Source organism: Amycolatopsis sp. NPDC005232, from assembly GCF_040607795.1.
Classification (GTDB): domain Bacteria; phylum Actinomycetota; class Actinomycetes; order Mycobacteriales; family Pseudonocardiaceae; genus Amycolatopsis.
In genome coordinates this window covers 189,922-214,330 of sequence record NZ_JBEXHL010000014.1, presented here as the reverse complement: position 1 = coordinate 214,330, position 24,409 = coordinate 189,922, and the positions used below count along the sequence as shown (strand labels likewise).

Sequence of the window (24,409 nt, the reverse complement as noted above, 5' to 3'; positions counted from 1 at the left end):
CCTGGAAGAGTGAAAATTTCCTACGCGCAAGACCCTACTTGGCCGGTGTCACGGTCTCCCGGGCACGCCGTTCGACCAGCGGAAGCGAACGCAGCTGGCGTTCGAGGTGCCACTGCAGGTGAGCCGCCACCAGGCCCGACGCGTCACGCCGGGTCACGCCGTGCGAAGCCTCCGCCACCGGCCATTCGCCGTGCAACAGGGCCTCGAGCAGGGTGAGCACCTCGGGCGCGGGGTGCACGGAACCCGCGATGCGGCAGTCCGGGCACATCGAGCCGCCGGCGGCCACGTTGAACGCGGCGTGCGGGCCGGGCAGGCCGCAGCGGGCGCACTCGGTGATGGCGGGCGCCCAGCCGGCGTAGGCCATGGCCCGCAGGAAAAACGCGTCGAGGACGAGGGAGGCGTCGCGTTCACCGCTCGCGAGCGCGCGCAACGCGCCCACGACCAGCAGGTACAGCTTGAGGACCGGCTCGCCCTCTTCGGCCGAGAGCCGGTCGGCGGTCTCGGCGATCGCGCTGGCCGCGGTGTAGCGCTGGTAGTCGGCGACCAGCGGCAGCGCGAACGCGTCCACGGTCTCGACCTGGGTGATCACGTCGAGCGTGCGGCCGGTGTAGAACTGCACGTCCACGTGCCCGAAGGGCTCCAGCCGGGCCCCGAACCGCGACGAGGTGCGGCGCACGCCCTTGGCCACGGCACGGACCTTCCCGTGCCGGCGGGTCAGCAGGGTGATGATCCGGTCGGCCTCACCCAGCTTGTGCGTGCGCAGCACCACTCCGGTGTCGCGGTAGAGGTTCACCACCCCGACATCGTCCCACTTCCGGGCGATGCCGGGGCGGAGACACCCTGGTTCAGCGCGTCAGCAGCCGTAGTAGCCGGTGCAGTACGTGCTGACCGTGGTCGCCGCGACGATCCCGATGATCAGGAACGTGATCGCGAGGGCGTAGCCGATGCCGCCGATGATCGTGGCGATCAGGCACAGCGTCTTCGTGGTCTGCGACGCCTGCTGGGCCATCGCGTAGTTGCCCTGCATCTTGAAGGTGCGGACCTCGTTGGACTTCATGATCGCGAAGATCGCGAGGATCCACATCAGGAAGATGCAGCCGATCGCCCAGCCCTTGTACTCCTTGATGGCGTTGATGTCGCCGCCCGGCGGCATCCCCATGCCGGGGCCGAAGCCGGGCTGCCCGAACGGCGCCTGCTGGCCGTACTGACCCTGCTGGCCGTACTGACCCTGCTGGCCGTACTGGCCTTGCTGGCCATACGGCGTCGGCATCGGGCCGGACGGCTGCTGGCCGTAGGGCGGCTGCGGCTGAGGCTGACCGTACGGATTGGTCATGACTGGTTCCCCAAACTCCTCGTGCTTCCGGCGAGCTCCCCCCGCCGTGGGTCTTCGTCCGCGCCCCTGCCCGATCGAAGCCGTGGCCCGGCGCTGTCGATCGGTGCAGCGGCTTCGCGGGTCAATGCTGCGGCGGCTGGCCGAACCCGCCCGGCTGGATCTTCTGCGTCTCTTCGGGCTGCGCGGGCGCTTCCGCGACCGGCGAACCCGGCTGCAGCATCTGCGTGCGCTCGGCTCCGTCGAACGCACCGCTCTCGGGCTGGGCGGCGCCGCCGCCCGGCTTGAGCATCTGCGTGGGCTCGGCCTGCTCGAACGCGGTCGCGCCCGGCGACTCGGCGCCCGGCTGCGCGAATCCGCCACTGGCCGGTGCACCGGGCTGGCCGAAACCACCCGACGGTGCCTGACCCGGCTGGCCGAAACCGCCGGCGGCCGGCTGACCCGGCTGCCCGAACCCGGGCTGCGCGCCGAACCCGCTCGGCTGCTGCCCGAACCCGGCGGGCTGCTGGGCGAACCCGCCCGGCTGCTGCCCGGCGGGCGGGAACCCGCCGCCGAAGGGCTGCTGCTGGCCGAAGCCCGGCTGCCCGAACTGGCCCGCGGGCGCGGCATCGGCGGGCACCACGACGGTACCGAGGATCTTGTCCGAGAAGGTCTGGGACTTGTCGTCCCACAGCGGCCACAGGTAACCGATCGCGCAGACCAGGTTGTCGAGGACGTGCGCGAGGTCGCGCAGGAACGCCATGCCGGCGCCGATCGGCTGTCCGGTGGCCTCGCTGATGAGCTTGATCCCGACGATCCGCTTGCCCAGCGACTGGCCGGTGTTGCCCGCGGTGATCCAGCGGTTGTAGATCGTCCAGCCGAGATTGGCGAGAATCGCCAGCCAGTACAGGATTCCGCCCACGGTCGGCGAAGCGATCGACACCAGCGCCGCGATGATGCCCACGACGAAGAACGGTCCGAAGTCGATCAGGTAGGCGCCGACGCGCTGGCCCCAGTTCGCGTAGGTACCGCCGGGCGGGCCGTACGGGTTCGGCTGACCGAACCCACCGGGCTGCCCGAACGCGGGCGGCTGGCCGAAACCACCGGCGGGCGGCTGACCGAAACCGGGCTGTCCGAAGCCCGGCTGGCCCTGCGCGTCCGGCTGACCGAAGCCCGGCTGCGCCTGACCCGGCTGCCCGAAACCGGGCTGTTGCCCGAAACCGCCGGGTTGCTGGGGGAACCCGCCCGAAGGCGGTTGCTGGCCGAAGCCGCCGGGTGTGCCGAACGGCTGCTGCCCCGAACCAGGTTGTCCGAAGGGCGGCTGGCCCTGCGGCTGCCCCATGGGCCGGCCGTAGGGATCGGTCATCGTGTTCTCCCCCTCGCTCGTCCTGACCCGCGCGCGGTGGCACGCGAGAACCGGCCGAGTCCGATGAGGACGGGCCGGTGCGCGGGAGCGTACCTGGTCCGGACGAGGTCGGCCCAGCTAGGCGTCCGCACCGGGTGGCGACCCGAAACCCGTACGACGAACGGGAAGCGAAGACGGTTCCGGCAGAAGGAAAACTCAGACCGACAAACCGGTGAACGGCGCGAAAGGCAGGTTCCGCACCACGAACCAGATCGCGAACACCACTGCCACCACGAGCGGCGTGCGGCGCCAGTGCAGCCACGACCGAACCGCCCGTCCGCGCAGCCGCCCGACGGCCCACGCGACACCGCTCCACGCGAACAGCGCCACGAACACGAGCGCCACCGCGTTGTAGTGCACGGCGCCGGCGAGGTCGCCGTGCATGAGGCTGTAGGCCATCCGCATACCGCCGCAACCCGGACAGTCGATACCGAAGAGGAACTTGGTGGGACACACCGGCAACGGCCCGCCCGGCGTCGTCGGATCACCTAGCCACACGGCGGCGCAGCACACGCCGAGCCCCGCGACCACGGCCGCCGGCCCGGCCAGCGCCCGCGCCGTGGCTCGCGCGCCCCGCACCGGGATTCCCGTGTAGACGGTGCTCACGACGACCAGAACCCGGCGGACGTGCCCGCGATCAGGAACACGAACAGCACCACCAGCAGGTACGCCACGATGCCGATGGGAATCGCCAGCGCCGACCACATGGCCCATTTGCCCGCCTGGTCCGCGGCGTGCTGCGCTTCGGCGAAGCGGCCCTGGTACCACAGAGAGTTGACCTCATTGGCCTTCACGATGGAGACGATCCCGAGCGGCAGGCAGCAGAAGATCGTGGTGAGGATCCCCCACACGAGCCGGTTGTCCGGCGGCGGCGGGAAGTTCGGCTGCGGGCCGCCGTAGTAGTACGGGCCGCCGGGAGGCGGCGGGTACTGCCCGCCGGGTGGCGGGTACGGGCCGGTCATCGCGTCCCCCTGCTGTCCGTAGTGCGCTGAGGGTACTGACGCTACCTCCCGCGGCCGCCGCTCAAAAGCCGAGGCGGCGCAGCTGCTTCGGGTCGCGCTGCCAGTCCTTGGCCACCTTGATGTGCAAGTCGAGGTACACCTTCGAACCCAGCAGCCCCTCGATCTGCTTGCGGGCCGCGGCTCCGACCTCACGCAGGCGTTCACCCTTGTGCCCGAGGATGATGCCCTTCTGGCTGGGCCGCTCCACGTACAGGAACGCGTGCACGTCCACGAGATCGTCGCGGCCTTCGCGCGGCAGCATCTCCTCCACCGTCACGGCGATGGAGTGCGGCAGCTCGTCGCGCACACCTTCGAGCGCGGCCTCGCGGATCAGCTCGGCCACGAGCGTCATCTCGGGCTCGTCGGTGAGCTCGCCGCCCGGGTAGAGCTGCGGGCCCTCCGGCAGCCGCGCCACGAGCAGGTCGGCCACCGTCTGCACCTGGAAACCGTCCACAGCGGACACCGGCACGAGGTCGGCGAACTCCATCACGCCCTGCAGCGCCAGCAGCTGTTCGGCCACCTGCTCGGGCTTCACCAGGTCGGTCTTGGTCACCACGCCGATCACGGGCGTACGACGCGCGATCTTCGTCAGCTCCGCGGCGATGAACTTGTCCCCGGGGCCGATCTTTTCGTTGGCGGGCACGCAGAACCCGACGACGTCCACTTCGGACCACGTCTCGTGCACCACGTCGTTGAGCCGCTGCCCGAGCAGCGTGCGCGGACGGTGCAGGCCGGGCGTGTCGATGATGACCAGCTGCGCGTCCTCGCGGTGCACGATGCCGCGGATCGCGTGCCGGGTCGTCTGCGGCTTGCTGGAGGTGATGGCGACCTTCGAGCCCACGAGCGCGTTCGTGAGCGTCGACTTGCCCGCGTTGGGCCTCCCGACGAAGCACGCGAAGCCGGAGCGGTGCGCGTCGGCCATCAGCGCAGCACCTCGACGACGTCGCCCTTCGGGTCGGCCAGGATGATCGGCGCGGTCTTCGCGACGTCACGCACAGCGTGCACCGAGGCCTCCTGCACCAGCACGTCACCCGTCACCACGGCCGCCGCCTCGAGCCCTTCGGCGCCGCTCGACAGCGCGGCAGCCACGGCGGCCTGCACGGCCGTGAGCTTGAACGAGGGCTGGTCGACGGTCACCGCGGTGTACGTCCGGCCGTCGGTGTCGCGCACAGCCGCGCCCTCCTCGGCGCCGACGCGGGCGCGCGACGACCGGGCCAGCGTGATGAGCTTCTGGTCCTCGGCGTCGAGGTCAGGCATGTTCGACTCTCCTGTCGCGTTCTTCGGGCTGGGGCACCCGGGTGCGCCGGCGCGTGCCGGACTCGGTCACGGCGTCCGCGTCGGCCGGGTGGACGACGACCGACGTGATCCGCATGCGGCCCCGGCGGTCCTTGCCCCCTTCGGCGAACAGCCGAAGACCGGCGACCTCGGCTTCGGCCCCCGGAAGGGGGACCCTACCCAGTCGTTCCGCGAGCAGCCCGCCCACGGTCTCCACGTCGTGGTCTTCGAGGTCGATGCCGAAGAGCTCACCGAGGTCGTCGACGCTCAGGCGCGACGACACGCGAACCGCGCCGCCCTCGAGCTCCTCGACGTCGGGCCGCTCGTCGGTGTCGGACTCGTCGGTGATCTCGCCGACGATCTCCTCGAGGATGTCCTCGATGGTCAGCAGGCCCGCGGTCCCGCCGTACTCGTCCACCGCGATCGCCATGTGGTTGTGGGTGAGCTGCATCTCCTTGAGCAGGTCGTCGAGCCGCTTGGAGTCGGGCACGAAGCTCGCCGGGTTCATCACCTGGTCCACGACCGTGCTCGGGCCGTCCGGGTCCATGTACGCCGGCATCAGGTCCTTGATGTTGACCACGCCGACGATGTCGTCCACGGACTCGTCGATCACCGGTACGCGCGTGAACCCGGTGCGCAACGCGAGCGCGAGCGCCTGGCGCACGGTCTTGGTGCGCTCGATCCACACGATCTCGGTGCGCGGCACCATCACCTCGCGCGCCACCGTGTCGCCCAGCTCGAACACCGAGTGGATCATCTCGCGCTCGGAGTCCTCGACCACGCCGCGTTCCTGCGCGAGGTCGACCAGCTCGCGCAGCTCGACTTCGGAGGTGAACGGGCCTTCGCGGAAGCCCTGACCGGGGGTGATCGCGTTACCGATCACGATCAGCAGCCTCGAGAGCGGGCCGAGGATCAAGCCGAGGACCCGCACGGGCCCGGCGACGATCGTGCCGACGCGGTAGGGGTGCTGGCGGCCGATGGTGCGCGGGCCGACGCCGATGAGCACGTAGCTCACCACCACCATCACCACGGCGGAGACGAGTACGGCGAGCCACAGCTTGCCAAACCAGGCGAGGAACGACACGGTGACGAGCACCGTCGCTGTGAGCTCGCAGCCGAGGCGCAGCAGCAGGAGCAGGTTGATGTGGCGGCGGCGTTCGGCGACGACGGCGGCGAGCTGGCGCGCACCGGCCCGGCCGATGCGCACGAGCCCTTCGGTGCGGGCCTGCGAGACGGTGCTGACGGCCGCGTCGGCGGCCGCGAACACCCCGGCCAGCAGCACGAGCGCCACCGCGACGACGAGCTGTGCCGTGGGACTGCCCATGATCGCTGCCTAGGGGGTTTCCTCGACCGGTTTCGGCGCCGCGGGCGCGGCCGACGCGTCGAGGCCCGCGATGCCGAGCACGCGGTCGTCGGCGTTGCGCTGCGCGTTCTTCCGGTTCAGCTCGGCCACGGCCGACTGGAACTCCGTCAGGATGCGCTTCTGCAGGCCGAACATCTCGCGTTCCTCGGCCGGTTCGGCGTGGTCGTAGCCGAGCAGGTGCAGCACGCCGTGGACGGTGAGCAGGTGCAGCTCGTCGACCAGCGCGTGGCCCGCCGTCTTCGCCTGGTCCTTCGCGAACGCCGGGCACAGCACGATGTCGCCGAGCAGCGCCGGAGACGCGTCGGGCGCGTCGGGGCGGCGCGACGAGTCGAGCTCGTCCATGGGGAAGGCCATCACGTCGGTGGGCCCGGGCAGGTCCATCCAGCGTTCGTGCAGGTCTTCCATGACCTCGAGCGTGACGAGCAGGATGGACAGCTCGGCGAGCGGGCTGACCTCCATCTTGTCGAGCGCGTAGCGCGCGGCCGAGACGATCGACGCCTCGTCGACGTCGACGCCCGACTCGTTGGCGATCTCGATGCTCATCGGCGATTGCCCTTCCAGCCGCCCTGCTGCTGGTCCTGGGCGTCCTGCACCGCTTGCCACTTCTCGTACGCGTCGACGATGTCGCCGACGAGCCGGTGGCGCACCACGTCCTGGCTGGTCAGCTCGGCGAAGTGCAGGTCGTTGACACCGTCGAGGATGTCGCGGACCACGCGCAGGCCGCTCTTCTGGCCGTTGGGCAGGTCGATCTGCGTGATGTCACCGGTGACGACGATCTTCGAGCCCATGCCGAGGCGCGTCAGGAACATCTTCATCTGCTCGGGCGTGGTGTTCTGGGCCTCGTCGAGGATGATGAAGGCGTCGTTCAGCGTGCGCCCGCGCATGTACGCCAGCGGCGCGATCTCGATCGTGCCGGCCTGCATGAGGCGCGGGATCGAGTCGGGTTCGACCATGTCGTGCAGCGCGTCGTAGAGCGGGCGCAGGTACGGGTCGATCTTCTCGTTGAGCGTGCCCGGCAGGTAGCCGAGCCGCTCGCCCGCCTCGACGGCGGGACGGGTCAGCACGATGCGCGTGACCTGCTTGGCCTGCAGCGCCTGCACGGCCTTCGCCATGGCGAGATACGTCTTGCCGGTACCGGCGGGGCCGATGCCGAAGACGATGGTGTGCTTGTCGATGGCGTCGACGTAGCGCTTCTGGTTGAGCGTCTTGGGCCGGATCGTCTTGCCGCGGCGGGAGACGATGTTGAGGCTCAGGACCTCGGCCGGGGACGCGTCGCCGGAGGACAGCATGCCGATGGTGCGGCGCACCGTGTCGGGGCCGACCTGCTGGCCGCCGGTGGCGAGCTGCACGAGGTCGGTGAAGACGCGTTCGGCGAACGCCACGTCGGCAGGCGCGCCGGTGAGGGTCACTTCGTTGCCGCGGACGTGCACGTCGGCGGCAAGGAGGTCCTCGGCGACGCGCAGGTTCTCGTCACGCGAGCCGAGCAGGCTCAGGACGGCGGCTTCGGGGATGGGGAAGCGGGACTGGGCCACGGGGGTGGCGTCCTCGTTCTTCGACTGCGCCGCCTTGCCGGCGGTGGCGTCGGGTCGGGCGGCTCCACCCTGTGCGGTTCCGGCCACGTGGCCTCTGGCCTGCTTTCTGCTGCTTCGCCTGACGGACTTCTGACGTTGCCGATGCTACTTGCTCGCGCCTGGCTGCCGCAGGTCGGTTTAGGCGTGGCGCCCGAACAATCCGAGCTGCTCGCCGCCCAGCACGTGCGCGTGCACGTGGAACACCGTCTGCCCCGCGTCGCCGTCGGTGTTGAACACCACCCGGTAGCCGGACTCCGCGATGCCCTCGAGCTCCGCCACCTTCTTGGCCGCACCGATCACCGCGCTCAGCAGCTCGGGGTCCCCGGCGGCCAGCTCGCCCACGTTGCGGTAGCGCTTCTTCGGCACCACCAGCACGTGCACGTTGGCCTGCGGATTGATGTCCCTGAACGCGAACGTGTTCTCGTCTTCGTAGACAACGTCCGCCGGGATCTCGCCCGCGATGATCCGCTCGAACAACGTCTCCGCATCACTCATGGCCACACCCTACAAATCCGCCCACGACCACTCCCCATCAAGCCGCCCGGGTCACCGCCCATGGTCATCACGCCGGGACGGCTCACCGACCATGGCCGACCATGCAGGTCGGCCGTGCAGGAATGGTCACCAATGGCACCGTGGGGGCTCCGGGGGCTCGGGCCCCCGGGCAATATCCGCCTCCGCGCATCGGCGAAGGAGACCCAAAGGGTCTACGAAGTCGAAAGCGCCGCGGGGGCGGTGGACCCTGGGGGTCGGCCCACCGCACCTCCGCGGCTCCGCCGGACCGAGGGGGGAGGTGCCCGGCGGGGTTCTTTTGGGTACGCGCGACCAGGGGTTACCCACCCAGTAGCGCGCCCAAACGTTTTTTTTGATGCCCAGCGTTGTCTTGCGCGTTGGTGACGAGCGTAGCTGCTCGGAGTGTGATCGCGCCATGACTCGCCGCAAAATGTGGCCGCATCCGTGTCCGGGGGCTACTTCCAGCGGCCGGTCAGCGCACCGAGGGCGCCGAGGGCGACGGCGGCCGCGGTGGAGGTGCGCAGCACGGTCGGGCCGAGGCGGACGGTGGTGGCGCCGGCGGCTTCGAGGGTGCTGAGCTCGTCGTCGGTGATGCCGCCTTCGGGGCCGACGACGAGCAAGATGTCTCCGGTGTCCGGGAGGTCGATCTCCGTGAGCCGGCTGGTCACGCCGGACTCGAGCACGAGCGTCCGGGACATCGTGGCGGCCAGCTGGGCGAGCTCCCGGGTGCCGACGGGTTCGATGACGTCGGGCACGTGCGCGCGTCGGGCTTGTTTGGCGGCGGCGCGGGCGGTCGCGCGCCAGCGGGCCAGTGCCTTGTCGCCGCGGGTGCCGTCTTCCCAGCGGGCGACGCTGCGGGCGGCGCGCCAGGGCACGATCGCGTCGGCGCCGGCCTCGGTGGCGAGTTCCACGGCGAGTTCACCGCGGTCGCCCTTGGCCAGTGCCTGCGCGACGTGGACCCGCAGCGCCGGCGGCTCCTCCGTCCAGTGCTCGACGACCGTCAGGGTGAGGGAGGCGTCTCGCCCGGCCTGCACGGCGTCGACGGTGCAGCGGGCCATCGCGCCGGCGCCGTCGGAGAGCACGAGCTGCTCCCCCACGCGCAGCCGGCGCACGGTGGCGGCGTGCCGGGCTTCCTCGCCGTCGAGAACGGCCGAACCGCGGTCGGGCACGGCGGTGGCGAGGAAGACCGGCAGCGTGGTGTCGGGCACGGGTCAGCGGTGCTTCGTGCGCAGCTTGGAGAACAGGCCGCCGTGCTTGCTGCCGTTGGACGCCAGCGTGGGCACCTCTTCGCCGCGCTGCTGGGCCAGCTCCACGAGCAGGTCGCGCTGCGCCTCGTCGAGCTTGGTCGGCACGACCACGTCGATGTGCACGTGGAGGTCGCCGCGGCCGTCGACGCGCCCGGAGGAGCGCAGCCGCGGCATGCCCTTGCCGGTGAGCACGAGCTCGGTGTTGGGCTGGGTGCCGGGCTCGACGTCGAGCTCGTAGTCGCCGTCGACGAGCGTGCTGATCGGCACGGTCGCGCCGAGCGCCGCCGTGGTCATCGGGATGCGGAAGTTGCAGTGCAGCTCGTTGCCCTCACGCACGAACACCTCGTGGGGCAGCTCGTCGATCTCCACGTACAGGTCACCCGCGGGGCCGCCGCCGGGGCCGACCTCGCCCTGGCCGGAGAGGCGAATGCGCATGCCGTCGCCGACGCCCGGCGGGATCTTCGCCGTGACGTTGCGGCGCGCGCGGATGCGCCCGTCGCCACCGCACTGGCGGCACGGGTCGGGGATGACCTCGCCGAAGCCGCGGCACACCGGGCACGGGCGGGCCGTGACGACCTGGCCGAGGAACGAGCGCTGCACCGACTGCACCTCGCCGGCGCCACCGCAGGTGTCGCAGGTCTTGGTGGTGGTGCCCTCCGCGGTCCCCGCGCCGCGGCACAGGTCGCAGACCACGGCCGTGTCGACCGTGATCTCGCGGTCGGCGCCGGTGGCGCACTCCTCGAGCGTGAGCGCGAGGCGGATCAGCGCGTCGGAGCCCGGCTGCACCCGGCTGCGCGGCCCCCGGCCCCGGCCTCCGCCGCCGCCACCGGCGGCACCGAAGAACGCGTCCATGATGTCGCCCAGCCCGCCGAAGCCGGCGAACGGGTCGCCGCCACCGCCGCCGCGCGCACCCGAGTCCATCGGGTCGCCGCCGAGGTCGACGATCTTGCGCTTCTGCGGGTCGGAGAGCACCTCGTAGGCGGTGGTCACCTCGCCGAACTTGTGCTGCGCGTCCTCCGACGGGTTCACGTCGGGGTGCAGCTCACGGGCCAGCTTGCGGTACGCGCGCTTGATCTCCTGATCCGACGCGTTCTTGGCCACCCCGAGGATCCCGTAGTAGTCCCTCGCCACGTTTTTCTGCCTTCTCCTTCTGCTCTGCCCGGGCCGTCAGCGGCCGGACAGGATCTGCCCCACGTAGTTGGCCACCGCGCGGACGGCCGCGATGGTGCCCGGGTAGTCCATCCGGGTGGGTCCGACGATGCCCATGCCTCCCAGCAGCATGTCGTCCCGGCCGTAGCCGATCGACACGACCGAGGTGCTGCGCATCTGCTCGTCTTCATTTTCCTCGCCGATGAGGACCGTCACCGCACCGGGGTTGCGAGCCGCGGCCAGCAGCTTGAGCACGACCACCTGCTCCTCGAGCGCTTCGAGGACCTGCCGAAGCGACCCGGGGAAGTCCGCGACGTTGCGGGTGAGGTTGGCCGTGCCGCCCAGGACCAGGCGTTCCTCGGGGTGCTCGACCAGCGACTCGACCAGCACCGTGCAGATGCGGGTGAGGCTGTCGCGCAGCTCGTTCGGCGCCACCTCGGGCAGCTCGGCGACCCTCGCGGCCGCCTCCACGAGCCGGCGTCCGGCGAGCGCGCCGTTGAGCACGGTCCGCAGGCGCAGCACGCTCTCCTCGGTGAGCACGTCGCCGAGGTCGACCGTGCGCTGGTCGACCCGGCCCGAGTCGGTGATGAGCACGAGCATGAGCCGCGCCGGCGTGAGCGGAACCACTTCCAGGTGGCGCACCGCCGCGTTGGTCAGCATCGGGTACTGCACCACCGCGACCTGCCGGGTCAGCTGCGCGAGCAGCCGCACCGACCGGCGCAGCACGTCGTCGAGGTCGGTGCCCGAGTCGAGGAACGTGGTGATCGCCCGCCGCTCGGCCGCCGAGAGCGGCTTGATCTCCGAGAGCTTGTCCACGAACAGCCGGTAGCCCTTGTCCGTGGGGATCCGCCCCGCGCTGGTGTGCGGCTGGGTGATGTACCCCTCTTCCTCGAGCGCGGCCATGTCGTTGCGCACGGTTGCGCTCGACACGCCCAGGTTGTGCCGCTCGACGATCGTCTTGGAACCCACCGGCTCCTGGTTCGAGACGTAGTCGGCCACGATCGCGCGCAGCACCTCGAAGCGACGCTCGTCCGTGTTCGCCACCGGCACCTCCCTGCTTTCGACCCGCTACTCACAACGAGTTTACGGAAGCCTGAGTGCCCGGCGCTCAACCCCGCGGACACGGTGGTGTCTCGGAGCGCTCCGGGTGGCCGCCGCTTCAAGGTAAATGAATGGCAAATAGCCATTAATAACGGCGAACCGGACAAATCAAATCTTCGCTTGCTAGGGGAACCGTTAACCGGTTTGCTGCCTCAGAAGAACGTGGTGAATCCCCAAGAGCCGAGGGCAGTCGTGGACAATAACGGGCGCGCACCCGAAATCGCCGAAATCGGACAGCGAGCCGCGGAGGCCCAGGAGCGCCTCAAGCGCGTCGCCGCCACGGCGACGAGCAACGACGGGGCGGTCACCGTCACCGTGAACACCAGCGGAGCCCTGCAGCAGCTCAGCTTCGGCCCCCGCGCCGACGAGATCAGCCGCAGCGCGCTCGCCGCCGCCGTCGTCGCCACGGCGCACCGCGCCCAGGCCCAGGCAGCCCAGCAGCTGCACGCCATCATGGCCCCGCTCATCGGCGAGAACAGCGACGCGATGAAATTCCTCGACGAGCAGATTCCCACGCCGGAAGTGCCCGAGGAACAGCCCCCGGCCTCGACTCCGGGCGATACGCGACAATTCTTCAATCGGGAAGAAGACGGGCCCGTACCTCCTCCGCCGCCGCCTGCTCCGGGGATGCGGCCGCCGGCACCTCCGGCCCCGCCTGCGCCGCCCGCACGCCCCGCGCGCCCGGCCCGTCCCCCGGCCGACTCCGATGACGACGACTACTACAACGGCGGCTCGATCCTCGGGAGGGGTTACTGATGGCAGGCACGCAGCAGGTGAACCTCACGGCACTGCAGACGCACAAGGGTGAGGTGCAGGACATCGGGGAGGGCGTGAAGACGGCCGCTCAGGCGACCGGGTCCGCGCAGGCGTTCATGGACGACTCGTTCGGCATCGTCGGACAGGTCTTCGCCGCTCCCCTCCAGCTGTACTTGAGCGTGGCGAGCAGCTTCATCGACAAGGTCGCGTCGTCCGCCGACGACATCGCCGACAAGCTCCAGCAGGCCCACGACCACTACGACACGAACGAACAGGGCACGAAGGACAAGGTCAACTCGTTCGGCAAGGAGCTCCCGGAATGACCGAGACGCAGGAGAACCCGCTGGTCGCGACCGCGGAGCCGTCGAACGGGTTGTGGTCGAACATGGGGACGTCGAAGAACGAGCTCGACAACCTCAACCCGCAGACGGCCGGCAGCGGCGCACTGAACGACGCCGCGTCCACGCTCACCGACATCCGCAACCATGACTGGTTCAACGTGGGTGTCGACGCGGTCACCGACGGTCTCGACATCCTGGGCGCGCTCATCGACCCGCTCGGCACGCTGGCGGCCGCCGGCGTCGGCTGGCTCATCGAGCACATCAGCTTCCTGAAGGACTTCCTCGACCAGCTGGCGGGCAACCCCGAGGAAATCACAGCCAAGGCGGTGACCTGGACCAACGTCTCGAAGCAGCTCACGACCAGCGCCGGACAGTACGAGCAGGCCGCGGCCAACGTGGCCCCGGAGTTCCAGAGCGCGGGTGGCCAGGCATACCAGAACATGGCCAAGGGCTACGTCGCCACGCTGCGCGGCGCGGCGGGGCAGGCACAGGCGGCGTCGGTGGCGATGAACGTCGCCGGCGCACTGGTGGGCACCGAACGCGGCTTGATCCGGGACATGATCTCGTCGTTCATCGGTAACTTGATCATCAAGGCGCTCGCCGCGCTCGCCTCCTCCTGGTTCACCTTCGGTGGCACCATCGCGGCGTTCATCGCGGACGCGGTCGTCGAAGGCGGCATCCTCGCGGAGAAGATCAGCACCCGCATCGCGCAGGTCGTGGAGAAGCTCGACAAGCTGGCCCAGAGCGCTGGCAAGGCGAAGGGCGCCATCGAGGAAGCAGCCAAGATCCTCGACAAGCTCGGCAAGACCGCGGGCAAGATCTCCGACAAGAGCCTCGACGCCGCCGTGAGCATCGAGAAGAAGGCCAACAACCTCAAGGAGACCGGCGCGGCCTGGGACAAACTCACCGACGCCGAGAAGGCCGCGAAGGTCAAGGAGAAGGCCGAAGGCTGGAAGGACGGCTCGTCGGAGAAGGTGCCCGGCCACGATTTCCTCGACACCAAAGTCAAGCCGTTCACCGAGCCCGGTCGCAGCTTCCTCAACCCCGAGGAGTGGGAGAAAGCCGGCGGCGATATGCCGAAGTGGACGCCGACCGACACGCTCGGTGCGGGCGAAGAAGCTCGCCGACAGGAAAACGAACAGCGCGACCGCTCCAAGGAGGCCTCCGAGGCCTACGAGAACGAGCACAAAGGTGAGGGCGGCGAAGGCGGAGGAGAAGGCACGACCGAAGGCGGCGGCGAGTGACCACTCCGGTCAGCCCGGCTGAAATCGCGGCGGCCAATCTCGCCGGGCGGCTCCACCCGTCTCAGCGTCACCGGGTTCTCGACTTCGCGTTCTGGCTCTCCCTGACCGTCGGCGTGCTCACCACCGTGTTCTGCGTGGTCGTGCCGACGACCACGGACGTGTTCGAAGGCCCGAACAGGGCCGCGTCGTTCGGCGCGTTGCCCTTCCTCGTGGTGCTCGCCGTCGTGTGCCTGGCGTTCTGCGCGCGCCGCTACCGCGACCTGCACAAGCCGCTGGTCGTGGTCACCGGGTGGACCCACGACTTCGGCAGATCACCGATCACGGACGCCTACCCGATCGGGCTGCGGTTCGAAGCGGGCACCACCCGCACGATGCAACGGTGTGAGGTCCAGGTCGGGGGAAAGACCTACAACACCGACCTCGAGACGTGGGAGAAGATCAAGCCCGAGCGGAACAACACGCTGTGCCTATACCCGAAGACCAAGCTGATCATCAACGTCATTCCCGCTTGAGCAGCCCCCGCAGCGCCGCCGAAGAGATCGCGTCGGCTTCGGACACGGTCAGGGGCGCGTGGCCCGTCAGGCGGCGGAAGATCAGCGGCCCGAACAACAGGTCCGTCGCCGTCTCGGCAGTCACCGACGGTGAGGCCTGGCCGGCGTCCACCAAATGCTGCCACAGCACGGAGATGGCCGCCCGTCGACCGTCCAAAAAGAACTTACGAAAAAACGGCGCAGCCAAGGGATCCGTGACACAAGCGGCCAGCAGTTGGGCGAAGACCTCCCCCGTCGGGCCGGCGTAGAACGCCGAGACCCGGCGCACCTGCTCCTCCAGGTCGGCCCGCGGGTCCCCCGTGTCGGGCAAGGGAATGGCGTCCGCCATTTCGCGGCCGAAGGCCTCCGCGGCCAACGCGGTGCGGCTGGGCCAGTGCTTGTACAGCGTCGCCTTGCTCACGCCGGACCGGGCGCTGATCGCGTCGACCGTGGCGGCAGGGAGGCCGCCCTCGGCGAGCAGGGCGCGCGCCGCCTCGAGCGCGCACGCGTGGGCGCGCGCGCTGCGAGGCGGCAGTGCAGACACAGACACAGGCCCCGGCAACGCAGGCACAGGCGACTCAGCCATGGTCTGTCGACACCGAAAGCTCGCGCCAGCGGGAAAGTTCATCCCGGACGAAGTCCAGTTTCGCTTCGACGCGGGCCACGGAGTCGGCGCCCAGCTGGATCCGCAGCGGTGGCGAAGGAGAAGCCACGACAGAAACGATCGCCGACGCCGCCTTGCGCGGGTCGCCAGGCTGAGCGTGATTGCGGGAATCGGCCGCGGCGCGCATCGTGCCGGCGGTGGTCGCGTAGTCGGCGATCTCGCCCTCGGCGCGGTGCAGGCTCGACGAGTCGAGGAAGTCGGTCCGGAAGAAGCCCGGCTCGACCACCGTCACGTGCACGCCGAGCGGCGCCAGTTCCCCGTGCAGCGCCTCGGAAAGCGCCTCCACAGCGAACTTCGTCGCCCCGTACACGCCCCAGCCCGGGCCGGTCGTGAAGCCGCCGACCGAGCTGATGTTCACCACGTGCCCCGAATGCTGGCGTCGCAGCACAGGCAGCACCGCGCGCGTCACGGACAGCAGGCCGAAAACGTTGGCGTCGAACACCGCGCGTACGGCCGCGTCCGACGCCTCCTCCACCGCGCCCAGCAGGCCGCGGCCGGCGTTGTTCACCAGCACGTCGATGCGCCCGAACCGGTCCAGCGCCGCACCGACCGCAGCCGAAGCCTGGGCCTCGTCGGTCACGTCGAGCGCCGCCGCCAGAACCGAGGGATGGCCGGGAAACTCCTTCTCCACGGCCGACGCCTGGCGCGCGGTGGCCACCACCTGGTCACCGCGCTCCAGCGCCGCCCGCGCGATCTCGAGGCCGAAACCCCGCGACGCACCGGTGACGAACCAGACGCTCACCGAGAAGCCGCCGCGCTCAGCGCCGCGAACTCGTCGTCGGTCAGCTCGATCTCGGCCGCCGCCACGTTGTCCTCGAGGTGCCCGACGCTGGAGGTGCCCGGGATTGGCAGCATCACCGGCGAACGCTTGAGCAGCCACGCCAGCGCGAGCTGCGAAGGCGACGCGCCGTGTTCCTTCGACACCTGCGAAAGCGGGCTGTCCGAACCCGCCAGCGAACCCGTGGCCAGCGGGAACCACGGGATGAACGCGATACCCGCGGCAGACACGTGGTCCAGCAGTGGCTCCGAGTAGCGGTCGGCCAGGTTGAAGCGGTTCTGCACCGAGACGATCGTGGCCGTCTTCTGGGCCTCGACGAGGTCCTCGACCGAGACCTCCGACAGGCCGATGTGCCGGATCTTCCCCTCCGACTGCAGCGCGGCGAGCTCCCCGACCTGGTCCGCCACGGGCACCTTCGGGTCGATGCGGTGCAGCTGCAGCAGGTCGATGCGCTCGAGGCCGAGGTGGCGCAGGTTCAGCTCCACCTGCTGGCGCAGGTACTCGGGCCGGCCGACGGGGATCCACTGGTTCGGCCCCTGCCGTGTGAAGCCGGCCTTGGTGGCGATCACCAGGTCGTCGGCATACGGGTGCAGGGCCTCGCGGATGAGCAGGTCGGCCACGAACGGGCCGTACGAGTCGGCGGTGTCGATGAGGTTGACCCCGAGCTCGACGGCCCTGCGCAGCACGCGCACGGCCCCCTCCGGGTCACGCGACTCGCCCCACACGCCGGGGCCGGGCAGCTGCATCGCGCCGAACCCGAGCCGCACGACGGGCAGGTCCCCGCCGATCGCGAACGTGCCGGACGACTTCGCGGGCTGTGCTGACATGGAACGTTCTCCTTCAAAAGTGAACTGAACGTACAGTTCACTTTACGCCCGTTCCGGCGAGCCCGCCAACCTGGCCCGGGTGCAGCACCCCGCGAAGCTGCCCCGGGCCAGGAGCTCAGGTGTTCTTCGGGAAGCCCAGGTTCACCCCGGCGTGCGACGTGTCCGGCCAGCGCGAGGTGACCACCTTGGTGCGCGTGAAAAAGTGGAAGCCCTCGGGCCCGTACGCGTGGGTGTCGCCGAAAAGCGAGTCCTTCCAGCCGCCGAACGAGTAGTACCCGACCGGCACCGGGATGGGCACGTTCACGCCGACCATGCCCACCTCCACCTCGTTCTGGTAGCGCCGCGCGGCCGCGCCGTCGCCGGTGAAGATCGCGGTGCCGTTGCCGTAATGGCTGGCGTTGACCAGGCCGAGCGCGTCGTCAAAGCTCGTCGCGCGCGCCACCGACAGCACGGGGCCGAAGATCTCGTCGGTGTAGACCGACATCGCGGGTCCGACGCGGTCGAACAACGTCGGGCCGAGCCAGAACCCGTCCCCCGCGATCTCGATGCCCCGGCCGTCCACCACGAGTTCCGCGCCCTCGGCGACGCCGGCGTCCACATAGGACGTCACGCGCTCGTGGTGCGCCTTCGTCACCAGGGGACCCATCTCCGACTCGGGTTCGCGGCCGTCGCCGACGCGCAGCCGGGACATCCGCTCGGTGATCTTGGCGACCAGCTCGTCGCCGACCGGGTCGACAGCCACCACCACCGACACCGCCATGCACCGCTCCCCCGCGGACCCGAACCCGGCCGACACGGCGGCGTCGGCCGCGAGATCGAGGTCGGCGTCGGGCAGCACGACCATGTGGTTCTTCGCCCCGCCGAGCGCCTGCACTCGCTTGCCGTGGCGGGTGCCCGTCTCGTAGACGTAGCGCGCGATCGGCGTGGAGCCGACGAACGAGATCGCCTTCACGTCGCGGTGTTCCAGCAGTCCGTCGACCGCGGCCTTGTCGCCGTGCAGCACGTTGAGCGCGCCCGCGGGCAGCCCGGCCTCGGCGAGCAGCTCCGCGATGAACAGCGACGCCGAAGGGTCCTTCTCGCTCGGCTTGAGCACCACGGTGTTGCCGCACGCCAGCGCGTTGGGTACGAACCACAGCGGCACCATCGCGGGGAAGTTGAACGGCGAGATCACGCCGACCACGCCCAGCGGCTGCGCGATCGAGTACACGTCCACGCCGGTGGAGGCGTTCTCGCTGAAGCCGCCCTTCAGCATTTGCGCGGCGCCGCACGCGTATTCGACGTTCTCGATCGCCCGCGAGATCTCGCCGGCCGCGTCGGACTCGACCTTGCCGTGCTCGCTCGTGATGATCTTCGCCAGCTCGTGCTTGCGCGCCGACAGCAGCTCGCGGAACGCGAACAGCACGCGCGTGCGCCCGGCCAGCGACGTGCCGCGCCACCCCGGCAACGCGGCGGAAGCAGCGGCCACCGCCTGGTCGACCTCGGCCTGGCCCGCGAAGTCCACCTTCGCGCGGACCTGACCGGTCGCGGGGTCGTACACGTCGCCGGTACGCCCGGCCGCGCCGGTGTACGGCTTGCCGTCGATCCAGTGGCTGATGCGGTCGGTCACAGCGTCGGCTCCTCGCTCAGGGGGCGCTTGTCTCTCCCGAGTCTCGGCTCGCGCGCCACGCGGACGCCATCGGCAACGTGTACGGAGTCCCGCGCCCGGCCGTACAGTCTGTGCCTGCCGGTGTGCGAAAGAGGGGCGAGAACCGGATGTACCCGACCGTGTCCGAGGTGCTCGCGCTGCCGGCCCTGCGCCAGGGCCGGCCGCACGTCGTGGCGGGCAGCGCGGGGCTCGACCGGCCGGTGCGCTGGGCGCACGTGGCCGAGGTCGCCGACATCGCCCACCTCCTGCGCGGCGGCGAGCTGGTGCTCACCACCGGCGTCGCGCTGCCGGACGACGGCCCGTCGCTCGCCCGCTACGTCGCCGACCTCGCCGAGGTCGGTGTCTCGGGCGTGGTGGTGGAGCTGGTCCGGCACTGGAGCGACCGCCTGCCGAACGCCCTCGTCGAGGCCGCCGAGCACCGCGGCTTGCCGCTGATCACGCTCTCCCGCGAGACCCGCTACGTCGCCGTGACCGAGGCCGTGAACGGGCTGATCGTCGACGCCCAGGTCGCCGAACTGCGCGCGGCCGAGCGGGTGCACGAGACGTTCACCGCGCTCACCGTCGCGGGCGCGGAACCCGGGGTGGTGCTCGGCGAGGTGACGCGGCTGACCGAGCAGCCGGTGGTGCTGGAGACGCTGGCCCACGAGGTGCTCGCCTACGACGCGGCCGGCACGGATCCCGCCGAGCTGCTCACGGGCTGGCCGGCGCGCTCGCGCGTGGTTCAGCTCGGCGAACGCACGGGCTACCACGCGAACGCGGGCTGGCTCGTGACCGTGGTCGGCGCACGCGGCCACGACTGGGGCCGGCTCGTGCTCGTCTGCGCGGAACCGCCGCCGCACCGCCACCGCGTGGTGGCCGAACGCGCGGCGTCGGCGCTGGCCGTGCACCGGCTGGTCGCCCGCGACTCCGACACGCTGGAACGCTTGGCGCACCGGGCGATGGTCACGGAACTGCTGGCTTCGCCGGCGCCGTCGATGGAACTGCTCGCGCGGGCGTCGGCGCTGGCCGTGCCGCTGACGGGGCGGCGCCTGATCGGCCTCGCGGTGCGCCCGCGCATCACGGCCACCACGCGGCAGTCGCTGTCGACGCCGCCGCTGCTGCGGGAGCTGGCCGAGGCGACGGCGCTGGCCGCGCGGCGGGCGAAGGTGTCGGCGCTCGTCGCGACGGACGAGACGGGCGTGCGGGCCTTGCTCGCCCTTTCGCCCGAGGCACACGCGGACGCCGTGCTGCAGCGGCTGGCCGCCGACATCCACGAGGCCCGTGCGAGCGCGCCCGCCGTGCTCGCCGTCGGCACCAGCGTGACGGGGCCCGCCGAGGCCCGGCGGACGCTGGTCGAGGCCGCGCAGGTGGCCGCGGCCGCGTTGAGCGAAGAAACCGAACGGCCGCTGCACCGGCTGCGAGACGTGCGGCTGCGCGGCCTGCTGCACCTGTTGGCCGACGACGAGCGCGTGACGTCGTTCGCCGCGCGCGAGCTGGGGCCGCTGCTGCAGCGCGACGCCGCTTCGGGCAGCCGGCTGGTGCAGGCGCTGCGGCACTACTGCGCCCATGGCGGCAACAAGTCGGCGGCGGCCGTCGCGGCCCACACTTCGCGCACGGCGTACTACCAGCAGCTCGCGCGGATCGAGCAGGTCCTCGGCGTGCGGCTGGAAGACCCGGAGTCGATGTTGTCGCTCTACGTCGCGCTCCTGGCCCACGACCTGACCGGTGACCCCACCCTTTCGGGGGAGGAAAACTCACCCGGACGTGCAGCACAGTGATCAGCCTCCGGCTGCCGATAGCCGAAGTATGGTGTTTTCTTCCTTCGCTCCGATCGCCGCGTGCGTGCTCGGCCTCAGTGGTGTCAGTGGGCTCAGTGGTGTCGCGGCCCCTCAACTGCCCGCGTCCACGCTCCAGCTGAGCCTGCACGAGACGACGGGCCGCCTCAGCTCGGTTTCGCTCACCTGCGACCCGGCCGGCGGCAGCCACCCCGAGTCCAACGCAGCCTGTGCCACCCTCACGGGCGTCGACGGCGACATCGCCCACATCAAGCCGCGGCTGCAGCGCTGCACGATGATCTACTCGCCGGTCGACGCCGCCGCCTTCGGCACTTGGCACGGCAAGCCGGTCACGTTCCACGCCACGTTCTCGAACAAGTGCGCGGCCGATGCCCAGACCGCCGGCGTTTTCGGCTTCTAGAAACGCAGTGGCTTCTAGAAACGCAGTCGGCTTCTAGCAGTGTCCGGGCGGCGGCAGTTCGACGTCCAGTGCCCTGGCCCGGCTGAGGTTCCAGCCGGGCCAGCTGTCGTCGTCCAGCCGCAGCAGCATCGGCCCCAGCACGCAGTCGGCGTCCGGCAGCCGTTCGGCGACCACGGGGAAGATGTCGGTGGAGAACCCGCGCAGGTAGGCCAGGTCGAGCGATTTCCCGTGCTGCGCGCGGTCGATGTTCGCGCCCGCGATGAGCGCTTCCGGGTTCGCGACGGCGAGTGCCAGCAACGCGCCGGCGGCCGTCGCGATGGCCGCGCGCGGCAGCCACGACGAGCCCACGGTGACCAGCGCCGCCCCGACGAGCAGGAACACGCAGCCGAGCCAGAGCTCGCAGACCTCCACGAGCAGCCGCAGCACGGTGAAGCCGTAGGCCTCCTGGTAGGTCCACATGCGACTGAGCGCGGAAACCACGAGCACGAGGCTCAGCGCCGCCAGCGCACCGAGCAGCACCCGCTGCCGCAGCCGTTCCGCGGCCGTCTCCCGCGGCGCCCAGCGCAACGCCAGCGCGATGATGCCCAACGTGAGGACCGTGCACGCGCACAGCTGCCAGAAGCCGCCCCGAGCGTATTCGGCCGAGGTGAGGCCGCCGGTGCGCAGCACGTAGTCCGTGCCACCGAACAACTCCACGAGCCGGACCACGACGTAGGCGGCGAACAGCACCACCAGCGTCACGAGCGGGACCGTCCACAAGAGACTGTCACCCTGGGCTTTGCGGTTGCCGTCGGTCGCCCGACGCGGTGGCGCGGCCAGCACGTAGTACGCCCCCGCCGCACCGAACGCACCGGCGCAGAACAGGAATCCCCACTGCACGACCGAATCCGCGCGCAGATCGGGCACGAGCGCCCCGACGAAGTGCGCGAACGTCGCGTCCGCGCTCGTCAGCAACGGCAGGAACACCGCCAGCACCGCGGCCGCGCCGAGCGTGGCCCCCAGTACCCGGCCGCGCTGCGTCCCCCGGCCCCGCAGCCCGCGCGCCACCCACGGGATCGCATGGAACGCCTCCAGCGGCACGGCGAGCGCGTCGTAGAGCGCCGAGTTGACCGACCGCGGACCCACCACCGCCAGCGACCCGGCCACCAACGCGGCCACGACGCACAACCCGAACAGCCACTCCGACGCCCGCACCGCCCCGACCGCCACCAGCGCGAGCGCCAGCGCCGCCCACGCGATGCTCGCCCGGCGGGCCGTCTTCTCCGCCCGCGCGCGGCGATCCACGACCACGATCAACGCCGTCACCACCAGAGCCGCCAGCAGCCACCCGATCCCCGGCCGGTCCAGTGGCACCAACGTCGCGGTCACCACGCCGGCCACCGCGACGGCCGGCAGCACCCCCGCCACCATCGGCACCACCGCCGACTTCGGCGCGGGCCTCACCAGCATCGGCGTGAACGGCTCCGCGACGGCGACACCACCTGCTGAACCGGCCCCCGCGTGCGCGGCGAGTGGGGCAGCCCCCTCGACGGCCCCACCCACCGCGTTCTCCGGCGGTACCGCGTGGGCCGGTCTCGGCTTTTCCTCGGTCACGAAACAGCCTCCGTGTTCGCGTTGGCAAATCATCGAGCGCGGCAGCTCCCCCGAGGGAAGCGCCAGGAAGATCAGGCCGGCAACGTCACGCGGATCCGGCACCCCGGCGCCGCACCGGGCCCGACGTCGGCCGGGGGTTCGACGACGGCGATGGTCCCGCCGTGCAGCTCCACGACCCAGCGCGCGATGGCCAGGCCAAGCCCGGTCCCACCGCCACCGGTGCGTTCACCGCGGGTGAAGCGTTCGAACACGCGGTCGCGGTCGGCAGCGGGGATGCCGGGGCCTTCGTCGCGGACTTCGATGCGGGTCTCCCCCTCGTTCACGACCGCGCGGACCTCCACCGAACCACCCGCGGGACCGTGCCGAGCGGCGTTCTCCAGCAGGTTCACCACGACCTGGTACAGCCGCTCGCGATCCGCGCGCACACACGCGCCCGGGGGCGACACGGACACGTCGAAGCGCACGCCGCGCCCCGCCGCCGCGGCCATGGCTTCCGCCTCGGCGGCGACCTCGGCCAGCAGTTCCTCCAGGTCCACGCGCGAACGGTCCAGTGACAACGTGCCGGCGTCGATGCGCGAGAGGTCCAGCAGCTCGGTGACGAGCCGGCCCAGCCGTTCGCTCTGGTGCAGGGCGGTACGCAGCGTCGCGGCGTCGGGCGACGAAACGCCGTCGACCAAGTTCTCCAGCACGCCGCTCAACGCGGTGATGGGCGTGCGCAGCTCGTGCGAGACGTTCGCGATCAGCTCGCGCCGCTGCTGGTCGGCGGTGGCGAGGTCGGCGGCCATCTGGTTGAACGCGTGGGCGAGCGACCCGACCTCGTCGCGGGCCGTTGCGCGGATGCGGCGCGTGTAGTCGCCCTTCGCCATCGCGCGGGCAGCCGCGGTCATCTCGCGCAGCGGCCGCGTCATGCCGTGGGCGAGGATCTGCGACGTGACCAGCGCGATCAACATGGCCGTGATCGTCGTCGCGGGCGGCAGCCAGCCGATGCGGGACCAGAAGAAGAGAAACGCGATCGCCCCCGCGGCCAGCATGAGGATCGCCAGCTTCAGCTTGATCGACCGGATCGGATCGAGCGGCCGCGGCAGGAAGTCGACGGCCTTCGAAAGCAGCGCCTTCACGCCGGCACCTCCAACGCGTACCCGACCCCGTGGACAGTGCGGATGAGGTCCGCGCCGAGCTTGCGCCGCAGTGCCTTGATGTGGCTGTCGACCGCGCGCGTGCCGGCGCCGCCCGTCGGCACGTCCCAGTCCCACACCTCGCTGAGCAGCCGTTCCCGTGGCTGGACCGCTCGCGGCCGGCGCGCGAAGTGCACCAGCAGGTCGAACTCGATGGGCGTGAGCTGCGCGGGCACGCCGGCCCGGGCCACCCGGCGCTGGTCGATGTCGATCTCCAGGTCGCCCAGCACGATCCGCTCCGGGGCCGTGACCTGCGCCGACCGTTCGACCCGCCGGAGCAGTGCGCTCACGCGGGCGCTGAGCACGCGCATCGAGAACGGCTTGGTCAGGTAGTCGTCGGCACCCACGCCCAGGCCCACGAGCAGGTCGGTCTCGTCGGCGCGCGCGGTGAGCATGAGCACCGGCACCGGCCGCCGCGCCTGGATCCGGCGGCACACCTCGAGGCCGTCGAACCCCGGCAGCATCACGTCGAGCACCACGAGGTCGGGACCGAACTCGGCTTCGCCCGCCACCGCGGCCGGACCGTCGTGGGCCACGTCCACCGTGAACCCCTCGGCCCGCAGCCGAGCCGCGATCGACGCGGCGATCGTGAGGTCGTCCTCGACGACCAGCACCCGCCGTCCCCCTTTGTCCATGCCGCTGACTCTAGGGAACCAGCGTGGAGGCCATCCGGGTGAGCTGTGGAGATCTTGTGGAGAACTCCCGTCGTGTTTCGGTCACTTTGCACCGAAGATACGAGCAGATTGT

General features: G+C 70.8%; 27 protein-coding genes. 6 read left to right on the top strand and 21 right to left on the bottom strand.

Going from position 1 to position 24,409, the window contains the following annotated elements; all coding sequences use genetic code 11:
* Window positions 1–34: 34 nt before the first annotated feature.
* From recO to hrcA, 14 genes are all read right to left on the bottom strand, one after another.
* Entirely contained in the window at window positions 35–796 is a 762-nt protein-coding gene (recO, locus tag ABZU76_RS26545) for a DNA repair protein RecO (RefSeq protein WP_354874113.1), read from the bottom strand.
* Between the two features lie 57 nt (window positions 797–853).
* On the bottom strand, window positions 854–1,333 hold the full coding sequence (locus tag ABZU76_RS26540) for a CD225/dispanin family protein (RefSeq protein WP_354874111.1): 480 nt from the start codon (window positions 1,331–1,333) through the stop codon (window positions 854–856).
* A 121-nt stretch (window positions 1,334–1,454) separates the two neighbouring features.
* Window positions 1,455–2,675, bottom strand: coding sequence for an RDD family protein (locus tag ABZU76_RS26535; protein WP_354874109.1), 1,221 nt, complete (start codon window positions 2,673–2,675; stop codon window positions 1,455–1,457).
* Between the two features lie 195 nt (window positions 2,676–2,870).
* Window positions 2,871–3,320, bottom strand: coding sequence for a DUF2752 domain-containing protein (locus ABZU76_RS26530; protein ID WP_354874107.1), 450 nt, complete (start codon window positions 3,318–3,320; stop codon window positions 2,871–2,873).
* Window positions 3,317–3,676, bottom strand: a complete 360-nt coding sequence (locus ABZU76_RS26525; RefSeq protein WP_220242783.1) for a CD225/dispanin family protein — start codon at window positions 3,674–3,676, stop codon at window positions 3,317–3,319. Before ABZU76_RS26525 ends, ABZU76_RS26530 begins: the two co-directional genes overlap by 4 nt.
* Window positions 3,677–3,737: 61 nt before the next feature.
* Window positions 3,738–4,637 carry a GTPase Era gene (gene era, locus ABZU76_RS26520; RefSeq protein ID WP_220242784.1) on the bottom strand — a complete coding sequence of 300 codons (900 nt, stop codon included), beginning with the start codon at window positions 4,635–4,637 and terminating at the stop codon, window positions 3,738–3,740.
* Window positions 4,637–4,972: a cytidine deaminase gene (locus tag ABZU76_RS26515; RefSeq protein WP_354874104.1), complete on the bottom strand. Its 336-nt coding sequence runs from the start codon at window positions 4,970–4,972 to the stop codon at window positions 4,637–4,639. The genes era and ABZU76_RS26515 overlap by 1 nt, the downstream gene beginning before the upstream one ends.
* The gene (locus tag ABZU76_RS26510; protein WP_354874102.1) at window positions 4,965–6,314 is read right to left on the bottom strand and encodes a CNNM domain-containing protein; all 1,350 of its coding nucleotides are present in this window, start codon (window positions 6,312–6,314) and stop codon (window positions 4,965–4,967) included. The genes ABZU76_RS26515 and ABZU76_RS26510 overlap by 8 nt, the downstream gene beginning before the upstream one ends.
* Before the next feature lie 9 nt (window positions 6,315–6,323).
* The gene (ybeY, locus tag ABZU76_RS26505; RefSeq protein ID WP_354874100.1) at window positions 6,324–6,896 is read right to left on the bottom strand and encodes an rRNA maturation RNase YbeY; all 573 of its coding nucleotides are present in this window, start codon (window positions 6,894–6,896) and stop codon (window positions 6,324–6,326) included.
* Entirely contained in the window at window positions 6,893–7,972 is a 1,080-nt protein-coding gene (locus ABZU76_RS26500) for a PhoH family protein (RefSeq protein WP_354874098.1), read from the bottom strand. The genes ybeY and ABZU76_RS26500 overlap by 4 nt, the downstream gene beginning before the upstream one ends.
* Before the next feature lie 90 nt (window positions 7,973–8,062).
* Entirely contained in the window at window positions 8,063–8,419 is a 357-nt protein-coding gene (locus ABZU76_RS26495; RefSeq protein ID WP_220242789.1) for a histidine triad nucleotide-binding protein, read from the bottom strand.
* A 473-nt stretch (window positions 8,420–8,892) separates the two neighbouring features.
* Window positions 8,893–9,645 carry a 16S rRNA (uracil(1498)-N(3))-methyltransferase gene (locus ABZU76_RS26490; RefSeq protein WP_354874096.1) on the bottom strand — a complete coding sequence of 251 codons (753 nt, stop codon included), beginning with the start codon at window positions 9,643–9,645 and terminating at the stop codon, window positions 8,893–8,895.
* 3 nt (window positions 9,646–9,648) lie between these two features.
* Window positions 9,649–10,815, bottom strand: a complete 1,167-nt coding sequence (dnaJ, locus tag ABZU76_RS26485; RefSeq protein WP_285973972.1) for a molecular chaperone DnaJ — start codon at window positions 10,813–10,815, stop codon at window positions 9,649–9,651.
* A 36-nt stretch (window positions 10,816–10,851) separates the two neighbouring features.
* The gene (gene hrcA / locus ABZU76_RS26480) at window positions 10,852–11,877 is read right to left on the bottom strand and encodes a heat-inducible transcriptional repressor HrcA (RefSeq protein WP_220242792.1); all 1,026 of its coding nucleotides are present in this window, start codon (window positions 11,875–11,877) and stop codon (window positions 10,852–10,854) included.
* Between the two features lie 249 nt (window positions 11,878–12,126).
* On the opposite strand from hrcA, the gene ABZU76_RS26475 reads away from it, so the two are divergent.
* Genes ABZU76_RS26475 through ABZU76_RS26460 form a run of 4 tightly spaced genes read left to right on the top strand, consistent with a single transcriptional unit; the run spans window position 12,127 to window position 14,787 of the window.
* Complete coding sequence (locus ABZU76_RS26475; RefSeq protein ID WP_354874093.1) at window positions 12,127–12,690, top strand: YbaB/EbfC family nucleoid-associated protein; 564 nt, start codon at window positions 12,127–12,129, stop codon at window positions 12,688–12,690.
* Window positions 12,690–13,013, top strand: a complete 324-nt coding sequence (locus tag ABZU76_RS26470) for a type VII secretion target (protein ID WP_354874091.1) — start codon at window positions 12,690–12,692, stop codon at window positions 13,011–13,013. The genes ABZU76_RS26475 and ABZU76_RS26470 overlap by 1 nt, the downstream gene beginning before the upstream one ends.
* A complete protein-coding gene (locus ABZU76_RS26465) occupies window positions 13,010–14,275 on the top strand; it encodes a hypothetical protein (protein ID WP_354874089.1) in 1,266 nt (421 codons plus the stop codon). The genes ABZU76_RS26470 and ABZU76_RS26465 overlap by 4 nt, the downstream gene beginning before the upstream one ends.
* Complete coding sequence (locus ABZU76_RS26460) at window positions 14,272–14,787, top strand: hypothetical protein (RefSeq protein WP_354874087.1); 516 nt, start codon at window positions 14,272–14,274, stop codon at window positions 14,785–14,787. Before ABZU76_RS26465 ends, ABZU76_RS26460 begins: the two co-directional genes overlap by 4 nt.
* On the opposite strand, the gene ABZU76_RS26455 is transcribed toward ABZU76_RS26460, so the two are convergent.
* The 4 genes from ABZU76_RS26455 to ABZU76_RS26440 form a co-directional block, all read right to left on the bottom strand.
* Entirely contained in the window at window positions 14,774–15,349 is a 576-nt protein-coding gene (locus ABZU76_RS26455) for a TetR/AcrR family transcriptional regulator (RefSeq protein ID WP_354874085.1), read from the bottom strand. The genes ABZU76_RS26460 and ABZU76_RS26455 overlap by 14 nt on opposite strands.
* A 34-nt stretch (window positions 15,350–15,383) precedes the next feature.
* The gene (locus tag ABZU76_RS26450) at window positions 15,384–16,211 is read right to left on the bottom strand and encodes an oxidoreductase (protein ID WP_354874083.1); all 828 of its coding nucleotides are present in this window, start codon (window positions 16,209–16,211) and stop codon (window positions 15,384–15,386) included.
* Complete coding sequence (locus ABZU76_RS26445) at window positions 16,208–17,074, bottom strand: aldo/keto reductase (protein ID WP_354874081.1); 867 nt, start codon at window positions 17,072–17,074, stop codon at window positions 16,208–16,210. Before ABZU76_RS26445 ends, ABZU76_RS26450 begins: the two co-directional genes overlap by 4 nt.
* Before the next feature lie 115 nt (window positions 17,075–17,189).
* Window positions 17,190–18,680: a CoA-acylating methylmalonate-semialdehyde dehydrogenase gene (locus ABZU76_RS26440; protein ID WP_354874079.1), complete on the bottom strand. Its 1,491-nt coding sequence runs from the start codon at window positions 18,678–18,680 to the stop codon at window positions 17,190–17,192.
* Window positions 18,681–18,826: 146 nt separating this feature from the next.
* Here ABZU76_RS26440 and ABZU76_RS26435 point away from each other — a divergent pair, with 146 nt between their 5' ends.
* Both ABZU76_RS26435 and ABZU76_RS26430 read left to right on the top strand, forming a co-directional pair.
* Window positions 18,827–20,476, top strand: coding sequence for a PucR family transcriptional regulator ligand-binding domain-containing protein (locus ABZU76_RS26435; protein ID WP_354874077.1), 1,650 nt, complete (start codon window positions 18,827–18,829; stop codon window positions 20,474–20,476).
* Between the two features lie 28 nt (window positions 20,477–20,504).
* Entirely contained in the window at window positions 20,505–20,894 is a 390-nt protein-coding gene (locus ABZU76_RS26430) for an SSI family serine proteinase inhibitor (protein ID WP_354874075.1), read from the top strand.
* A 33-nt stretch (window positions 20,895–20,927) separates the two neighbouring features.
* On the opposite strand, the gene ABZU76_RS26425 is transcribed toward ABZU76_RS26430, so the two are convergent.
* From ABZU76_RS26425 to ABZU76_RS26415, 3 genes are all read right to left on the bottom strand, one after another.
* Entirely contained in the window at window positions 20,928–22,487 is a 1,560-nt protein-coding gene (locus ABZU76_RS26425; protein ID WP_354874073.1) for a DUF4173 domain-containing protein, read from the bottom strand.
* 71 nt (window positions 22,488–22,558) lie between these two features.
* Entirely contained in the window at window positions 22,559–23,605 is a 1,047-nt protein-coding gene (locus ABZU76_RS26420; protein ID WP_354874071.1) for a HAMP domain-containing sensor histidine kinase, read from the bottom strand.
* On the bottom strand, window positions 23,602–24,297 hold the full coding sequence (locus ABZU76_RS26415; RefSeq protein ID WP_354874069.1) for a response regulator transcription factor: 696 nt from the start codon (window positions 24,295–24,297) through the stop codon (window positions 23,602–23,604). Before ABZU76_RS26415 ends, ABZU76_RS26420 begins: the two co-directional genes overlap by 4 nt.
* Window positions 24,298–24,409: the final 112 nt, after the last annotated feature.

Bases quoted from the DNA above. Each gene is read 5' to 3' on its own strand.
- ABZU76_RS26435 (WP_354874077.1), top strand. From the start codon at position 18,827: ATGTACCCGACCGTGTCCGAGGTGCTCGCGCTGCCGGCCCTGCGCCAG.
- ABZU76_RS26465 (WP_354874089.1), top strand. From the start codon at position 13,010: ATGACCGAGACGCAGGAGAACCCGCTGGTCGCGACCGCGGAGCCGTCG.
- ybeY (WP_354874100.1), bottom strand. From the start codon at position 6,896: ATGAGCATCGAGATCGCCAACGAGTCGGGCGTCGACGTCGACGAGGCG.
- ABZU76_RS26445 (WP_354874081.1), bottom strand. From the start codon at position 17,074: ATGTCAGCACAGCCCGCGAAGTCGTCCGGCACGTTCGCGATCGGCGGG.
- ABZU76_RS26525 (WP_220242783.1), bottom strand. From the start codon at position 3,676: ATGACCGGCCCGTACCCGCCACCCGGCGGGCAGTACCCGCCGCCTCCC.
- ABZU76_RS26535 (WP_354874109.1), bottom strand. From the start codon at position 2,675: ATGACCGATCCCTACGGCCGGCCCATGGGGCAGCCGCAGGGCCAGCCG.
- era (WP_220242784.1), bottom strand. From the start codon at position 4,637: ATGGCCGACGCGCACCGCTCCGGCTTCGCGTGCTTCGTCGGGAGGCCC.
- ABZU76_RS26495 (WP_220242789.1), bottom strand. From the start codon at position 8,419: ATGAGTGATGCGGAGACGTTGTTCGAGCGGATCATCGCGGGCGAGATC.
- ABZU76_RS26515 (WP_354874104.1), bottom strand. From the start codon at position 4,972: ATGCCTGACCTCGACGCCGAGGACCAGAAGCTCATCACGCTGGCCCGG.
- ABZU76_RS26470 (WP_354874091.1), top strand. From the start codon at position 12,690: ATGGCAGGCACGCAGCAGGTGAACCTCACGGCACTGCAGACGCACAAG.
- ABZU76_RS26415 (WP_354874069.1), bottom strand. From the start codon at position 24,297: ATGGACAAAGGGGGACGGCGGGTGCTGGTCGTCGAGGACGACCTCACG.
- ABZU76_RS26540 (WP_354874111.1), bottom strand. From the start codon at position 1,333: ATGACCAATCCGTACGGTCAGCCTCAGCCGCAGCCGCCCTACGGCCAG.
- ABZU76_RS26510 (WP_354874102.1), bottom strand. From the start codon at position 6,314: ATGGGCAGTCCCACGGCACAGCTCGTCGTCGCGGTGGCGCTCGTGCTG.
- ABZU76_RS26430 (WP_354874075.1), top strand. From the start codon at position 20,505: ATGGTGTTTTCTTCCTTCGCTCCGATCGCCGCGTGCGTGCTCGGCCTC.